This is a genomic window from Corynebacterium nasorum, from assembly GCF_022345765.1.
Lineage (GTDB): Bacteria > Actinomycetota > Actinomycetes > Mycobacteriales > Mycobacteriaceae > Corynebacterium > Corynebacterium kefirresidentii.
The window spans coordinates 22,608-28,745 of the sequence record NZ_JAKRDR010000020.1 but is presented as its reverse complement, the minus strand read 5'-3'; the positions used below and the strand labels follow the sequence as shown (position 1 = coordinate 28,745).

General features: G+C 58.0%; 6 protein-coding genes and 1 pseudogene. 1 reads left to right on the top strand and 6 read right to left on the bottom strand.

Translation table 11 applies throughout. The features are described from left to right. Nucleotides 1-121 precede the first annotated feature (121 nt). Nucleotides 122-487, top strand: a pseudogene (locus MHK04_RS11030) (HNH endonuclease signature motif containing protein); the annotation flags it as partial. Here the strand turns inward: MHK04_RS11030 and MHK04_RS11025 are convergent. Genes MHK04_RS11025 through MHK04_RS11000 form a run of 6 tightly spaced genes read right to left on the bottom strand, consistent with a single transcriptional unit; the run spans nt 484 to nt 6,131 of the window. Beyond that, on the bottom strand, nt 484-1,599 hold the full coding sequence (locus tag MHK04_RS11025) for a cysteine desulfurase family protein (RefSeq protein ID WP_200287680.1): 1,116 nt from the start codon (nt 1,597-1,599) through the stop codon (nt 484-486). The pseudogene MHK04_RS11030 and the gene MHK04_RS11025 sit on opposite strands and share 4 nt — an antisense overlap. Next, the gene (locus MHK04_RS11020) at nt 1,599-2,540 is read right to left on the bottom strand and encodes an electron transfer flavoprotein subunit alpha/FixB family protein (RefSeq protein WP_239208308.1); all 942 of its coding nucleotides are present in this window, start codon (nt 2,538-2,540) and stop codon (nt 1,599-1,601) included. Before MHK04_RS11020 ends, MHK04_RS11025 begins: the two co-directional genes overlap by 1 nt. Nucleotides 2,541-2,548: 8 nt before the next feature. Beyond that, entirely contained in the window at nt 2,549-3,331 is a 783-nt protein-coding gene (locus tag MHK04_RS11015) for an electron transfer flavoprotein subunit beta/FixA family protein (protein ID WP_023021736.1), read from the bottom strand. A gap of 24 nt (nt 3,332-3,355) precedes the next feature. Beyond that, nucleotides 3,356-4,489, bottom strand: a complete 1,134-nt coding sequence (locus MHK04_RS11010; protein WP_200287682.1) for a THUMP-like domain-containing protein — start codon at nt 4,487-4,489, stop codon at nt 3,356-3,358. Then, complete coding sequence (locus tag MHK04_RS11005) at nt 4,486-5,313, bottom strand: NUDIX hydrolase (RefSeq protein WP_049361369.1); 828 nt, start codon at nt 5,311-5,313, stop codon at nt 4,486-4,488. Before MHK04_RS11005 ends, MHK04_RS11010 begins: the two co-directional genes overlap by 4 nt. After that, the gene (locus MHK04_RS11000; protein ID WP_023021739.1) at nt 5,310-6,131 is read right to left on the bottom strand and encodes an ABC transporter ATP-binding protein; all 822 of its coding nucleotides are present in this window, start codon (nt 6,129-6,131) and stop codon (nt 5,310-5,312) included. Before MHK04_RS11000 ends, MHK04_RS11005 begins: the two co-directional genes overlap by 4 nt. Nucleotides 6,132-6,138 lie beyond the last annotated feature (7 nt).

Genomic DNA, 6,138 nt, shown 5'->3' with positions numbered 1-6,138 from the left:
ATGTCGCGTGGGTGCAAAATGAGCTCAACGAAACACCCCGACAAATCCTCGGCGGCGCAACCCCACGTGAAATACTTAACGAACTATTCAAGCGTGGCGCATCCACCGCTTGATTCCGCCCGTTACTCCCCCGCTCATAGGCGCCTATGTGGAAGGCCGCGATGGGGTGTGCCGCTGGCCGGGGTGCTACCGCCCTGCGGAAAGCTGCCAGAAAGACCACCGCATTGACCATGCTCGGGGAGGGAAAACTGCAGGGAGCAATTTGGCTTCACTATGCCAGCACCACCATAACGTCAAGACTGACGGCGGTGCTTTTTATATCATGGATCCGCACACTGGGGACATTGTGTGGCTGTTTGATGATGGGCGCTGGGAATATGACGAGCCCCAAGGACCGCTAGCACCCAAGAACAAGAACTGGGCGCTAACGGTGGGCCAAGCTATCGCCGCCCGACGGGCAGCGGCGAAGGAAAGGAATGAAAGCTAGACGGATCGGGCTCGGGAGATTACCTCGGGAAGATGAGCCAACACGTAATCGACATCTTCTTCCGAAGTAAGCCGGCCTAGCGTAAAGCGCAAGGAACCGATTCCTTCAGCCTCGCTTACTCCCATCGCTTCCAGAACGTGAGACATGCGGTTTACACCTGCGCTACAGGCGCTGCCGGTTGAGGCCTCAATCTGCAGGGAATCTAGCAGCATGATGAGGCTATCGCCATCTGCACCAGGGAAAGAGACGTGCAAGTGAGAAGGCAAACACGGTTCAGTGGAATTGATGACTGCATTGTCAATGGTGGCGAGAATTCCATCGCGGAGCTTATTGCGAAGCGCGGAAATCCGCTCACCTTGAGTAGAAATTTCCGCGACGGATTCCTCCAAAGCCGCAGCTAGACCGGAAGCACCAGCGACGTCGACAGTTCCAGGACGAATTCCGCGCTCCTGCCCACCGCCATAGGCAATGGGTTGGGGTGAGGGACTCCGCTTGGCTAGAAGTAGGCCAATGCCGCGGGGACCGCCGAACTTGTGGGCGCTAGCTGCAAGGCTGGTGATCCCTAGGTGGGAAAAGTCGATGGGAACCTTTCCTACCGCTTGCACGGCATCAACGTGTACCGGTGTACCCACTGCGCTGGCTCGGGCGGCAATATCTTCGATGGGTTGAATGGCGCCGGTTTCGTTATTGGCCCACATGCAGGTAGCGACGTCGGCAAGCGTGTCTAGAGCCGACAGGTCTGCTATGTGTCCGGAGCGATCGACAGGAAGAATCTCGACGGCAGCACCCGAATTGTGCAGCTTAGCCACGGTATCGCGCACGGCGGGATGCTCAATATCGGTGGAAACTATGCGGTTTGTTTTACCGGCCGCATAAAGTCCCTGAATGGCGATATTGTCTGCCTCTGTGCCAGAAGAAGTGAAAATCACCTCGATTGGCTCGCAGCCGAGGAGTGAAGCAACCTTCTCGCGGGCATCATCGAGCACAGACCGAGCCTTGCGGCCGGAACCATACTGCGCGCCGGAGTTCAGGGAGCCAGCCGCAGCTACCCACGCGTCAATCGCGCTCTGGCGCATCGGCTGGGTAGCAGCGTAGTCAAAATAATGCGGCATTATTTGCGTGCCTTCAGTTCCTCGGTCAAGGCCGGGGCGATTTCATGGAGGTCACCCACAACGCCAAGGTCAGCGATCTGGAAAAATGGCTCATCCTGGTCCTGGTTGACCACCACAATAGTGCCAGAGGTCTGCATGCCGGAGGTGTGTTGGATAGCGCCGGAGATGCCCAAACCGATATAGAGTTCAGGCGAAACGGTAACGCCAGTCTGGCCGATCTGATAGGCAGCGTCATAGAAGCCTTCGTCTACCGCATCGCGGGTAGCGCCGACTGCGGCGCCGAGGGCGTCGGCAAGCGGCTCGATAACATCACCAAATTCATCACCCACGCCCCGGCCGCCAGCGACGACCACCTTGGCTTCGGTAATTTCCGGACGTGCAGATTTCTGGGCAGGGGTAAAGGAAGTTACCTTGACATCTTTGCCAGTAGCGGCCGGCAACGGCATCGGGGCTGGTTGCGCTTCCACCTGCTGTGGTGCGGCCTCTACCGCGCCTGGGCGCAGCGTATAGATCGGGCACTGGCCGGTAGCGGTAGAGGTAGTCTCATAGGAGCCACCAAAAATGGTCATCTGGGCGGAACCATCAGCGGCGATGCCGCTGACATTGACCAGTGCGCCGGAAGCGAGGCGGGCAGCTAGGCGGCCGGCAATCTCGTTATTGGCGGGAGTTGCGGCCAGCACGATAGGTGCGGGGTTCGCGGCGCCGAGAGCATGCAAGGCATCGACTTCTGGAATCAGGAGGCGCTGGTCATAGTCTTCGGCCGTTGCTTGGACCACCTGCGCGGCGCCAAGGGCGGCAAGGTCAGCATCGAACTTATCTGCCTGCTTGCCGACGACCACTGCAGACACCGTACCCAATTCGCGCGCGGCCGTAATCAGTTCTCCGGTAACGGGAAGGACTTTTTCCGCATCGTGCTCAACTAATACGTAAACGTGAGACATATCGACTCCTAAATCAAGTTCTTTGCGGCTAGGAAGTCAGCGATCTTCTTCGCTGCGTCTTGCGGGTTGGGCTCAGAAATAACCTCGCCAGCGGTGCGCGGTGGGCGCTTTTCGGCGGCCGAAACGGAGGTAGTGGGCGCAATTGCCTCAATTCCCAAATCAGCTAAGGAGAAAGTAGTGATTTCCGCCTTCTTAGCAGCCATCAATCCCTTGAAGTTAGGGAAGCGCGGCTTGTCGCTCTTATCGTTCACAGAAACAATTGCAGGCAGCGGCGCTTCTAGTTCCCAGGTGCCACGCGCATCATCTCGCGTGCCACGCAGCGTGCCGCCCGCCAGCTCTACCTTGTGCAGCCCGGTAAGGGCAGGCAGCTGGCGGTATTCGGCGAGCAATCCAGTAAGTAGGCCGGTCGAGGCATCGGAGGCCTCGGTGCCAGCGGTGATCAATTGGACGTCGTCAAGCTTGTTCAGCGCAGCGTTAAGAGTCCATGCGGTCGACAGCGCATCCGCTCCCGCCAGCGAATCATCGGAGACAAGCACCGCGTCATCGGCACCCATAGCCAGTGCCTTGCGCAATGCTTCGTCTGCCTGGGCCGGCCCCATGGTCAGCGCTACTACCTTATAACCCGCATCCGGGTTGTCGTCGCGCAGGCGCAGGGCTTGTTCCACGGAATACTCATTAACCTCATCAATGACGTTATCCACGGAGGTGCGATCCAGGGTGTGGTCATCTTCCAAAGACTTGGTAGACCACGTATCCGGCACGTGTTTGACCAGAGCCACGATAGTTGGCATTGGGCACTCACCTTTCCGATATATCTATGTTGCGTAATTATCCTCGGACGATGATACTCGGGGTTTGCACAGCAAGGCGATTCCTTGTGCGCCAATTCGCGTAATGATTACCGCAAAAGGCTTCTTCCCCTTGAGCTTCATCTTCTTCCGCAGCTGGTCAGGGTCCACTTCTACCCCGCGCACGAGGATTTCCAAGCTCCCCGCGTCATAGGATTTAAGTACGGATTTTAATCTCTTTAGGGGTACTTTTTCTATGAATGGAAATCCCGAGGCTCCCTCCGGAATCCTCTCCCCTGTCAGGTACGCGATGCGCTCATCGATTTGGTGCAGCCCTTCCCGTGCCGCGTAATGCCGCACCAAGCCGGAGCGCACAATGGCACCGTCCGGGTCAATGAGGTAGCTACCAATGTCTCCGGCCTCGGGCAGGTTTGTTTCTTGATCATCGAGGACGTCTAGCTTGTGTCCACGAATCATTACTGCCCTTCGGCCGGTTCCTAGGCCTGGGGTATAAAGGCAGGCTTCTTTTACTCCGCCGTCGACGCTTGCGACGGTAACAAGGCCGTTCCATTCGCTGAAATCAAGGCCGGGTGCACACTTAATGGCCAATTCCTTGTCTCGATGCTTGTCGACGACCTCTGGAAGCGGTGGCACGAGATCCTCCGGCCGGGTGATTCTTCTACCTCCGGCGCGACGGGCGGGATCTGCAAGGAGGACATCGGCAGTCGTTGTAGTGGTGAGCGCATCAGCGCGAAAGATCTTGGTCGAAGAAAGATTGTGCCTCGCCATTCTCACGCGCGACTCGTCCAAGTCTGAGCCAAAGTAGTCGAGCGGAGAATTTAGACCTTCCGTACCGATGGAGCAGGTGATGTCGTGGACGCTGCCCACCCCCTGCTCTGCAAGAAATGCCGCCCGGTATGCCGCAACCTCGACGGGGGTTGCTTGTTGGGCTGAGTCGGCGTCCATCAGCCAATCACTGGGAAGCTTGCCCGAACTACGTGCGGTCACCAGCTCCATGACTGCGCGGCCATAGTCGCCGAACTTCTCTTTCAAGACTTCGGTGTCTTTAAGCCGAGAAGCCTTGGTCAAGGTGAGATCGAGGTGAGCAATTTCCTCGTGGTGCTCAATCAAGAAGCTGACTTCTGCGGGGGTATAACTCATATGCGGTCTAAAGGGGTGGTGGAAAAGAATTCGCGGTAACGAGGGTCCTCGCGCGGATCCCCGATAACAGGGCGCAGGTCAGAAAAGGACGCATCATCGAGGACTTCTTGAACCGAGGAGTATCTGCTCAGCCTCTGCATCTGCGCCCAAGTAGGAATGACTAGGCGCACCAGCCCGGCGCGCCAGCCGTCCAGGATGAGCTGGGGAGAAAACCATCCGGCATCGTCCGCCTCGTCGGTATCCCCATCGGGTTCTTGGCCAGAGGGCAGCACCCCGACGAAAAAGAAGGTGTCGAACCAGTGGCTTTTTCCCTTTCCTACCCACCGTGCCCAGGGAAGGAGCATATCGGCGTCGACACGCATGCCGTTATTGCTGAGGAATTCGGTAAAGGAAATGGTGTGGCTCTCGAGTAGTTTTCGCTCCTTGTGATACCGCCGTGCATTGGAGACAATTCCGTCTTCGCGGATGGCAAAGAGGGTGCCGGCTTCCTCAAAGAGCTCCCGGGCAGCGGCGAATACTAGCGCGTGGGCTTTGTACTTTGTTACGCCCATCCGTCGGGCCATGGAGATGACGGATTTTCCGGCCCATAGTTCGCCCGAGTCCCAGGAACGCGGCGGAAAGTCGCGTGGGTCTACGCCGCCGCCGGGAAAGACCGAATGCCCCGGGTAATTGTGCATGGTGTGCACGCGCTCTTGTACCCATACTTCAAGACCGTCGGTGCCGTCCCGTAGAAGCAGGACGGTTGCCGCCAAGCGCCCACCGTTAAAGCCGGTGGTATCGCTGGCGTCAACGGCATCGATACGGTCATGAAAAGGGTTGGTCATAGAGAAGCTCGGCGGGCGAAGTATCGCTGTCCAATGCGGTCTACCTGAATGGGCTGGTGGAAGGCGCGAGTCAGGTTTTCTGAGGTGAGGACTGAATTAATCAGACCTTTTGCCACTACCTTACCCTCATCCAGCAGCATGGCGTGGGTAAATCCGTATGGGATCTCCTCCACGTGGTGGGTGATCATGATGATGGCTGGGGCATCTGGATCCATGGCTAGATCGCCGAGGTATCCCACCAGGTCTTCGCGGCCTCCCAGGTCCATTCCGGCGGAAGGCTCGTCTAGGATGAGCAGCTCTGGGTTAGTCATGAGTGCGCGGGCGAGGACGACGCGCTTCTTTTCGCCCTCTGATAATGTTCCCCAGGTGCGCTCTTTCAGGTGGGTTGCACCTACCTGGGCCAAAATCTCATCAGCGCGGGAGAAGTCCATGTCCTGATATTCCTCCCGCCAGCGGCCCAGCACTGCATAGCCTGCGGAGACGACGAGATCGTCCACGCGCTCATTTTCGGGGATTCGCGATTGCACTGCAGCGGAGGAGATGCCGATGAGCGCGCGCAGATCGCGCATATCAGTTTTGCCGATCTGCTCCCCCATCAAAAAGGCGGTGCCCTTTGAAGGGAATTCTTCGGCCGCGGCCATGCGCACTAGCGAGGTCTTACCCGCGCCATTGGGGCCAATAATTACCCAGCGCTCATCGAGTTCCACCTGCCAGTCCACAGGACCAACGAGGGTCTTGCCGCCGCGGCGCAACTCGACGCCGCGAAAATCTACGAGCCAATCTTGATCTGTAGGAGTTACGTCGTTCACGCCTTCCATTGTGACT

What these genes read in the sequence shown, in the direction of transcription:
- MHK04_RS11005 (WP_049361369.1), bottom strand. Translation starts at nt 5,313, where the DNA reads ATGACCAACCCTTTTCATGACCGTATCGATGCCGTTGACGCCAGCGAT.
- MHK04_RS11025 (WP_200287680.1), bottom strand. Translation starts at nt 1,599, where the DNA reads ATGCCGCATTATTTTGACTACGCTGCTACCCAGCCGATGCGCCAGAGC.
- MHK04_RS11020 (WP_239208308.1), bottom strand. Translation starts at nt 2,540, where the DNA reads ATGTCTCACGTTTACGTATTAGTTGAGCACGATGCGGAAAAAGTCCTT.
- MHK04_RS11015 (WP_023021736.1), bottom strand. Translation starts at nt 3,331, where the DNA reads ATGCCAACTATCGTGGCTCTGGTCAAACACGTGCCGGATACGTGGTCT.
- MHK04_RS11010 (WP_200287682.1), bottom strand. Translation starts at nt 4,489, where the DNA reads ATGAGTTATACCCCCGCAGAAGTCAGCTTCTTGATTGAGCACCACGAG.
- MHK04_RS11000 (WP_023021739.1), bottom strand. Translation starts at nt 6,131, where the DNA reads ATGGAAGGCGTGAACGACGTAACTCCTACAGATCAAGATTGGCTCGTA.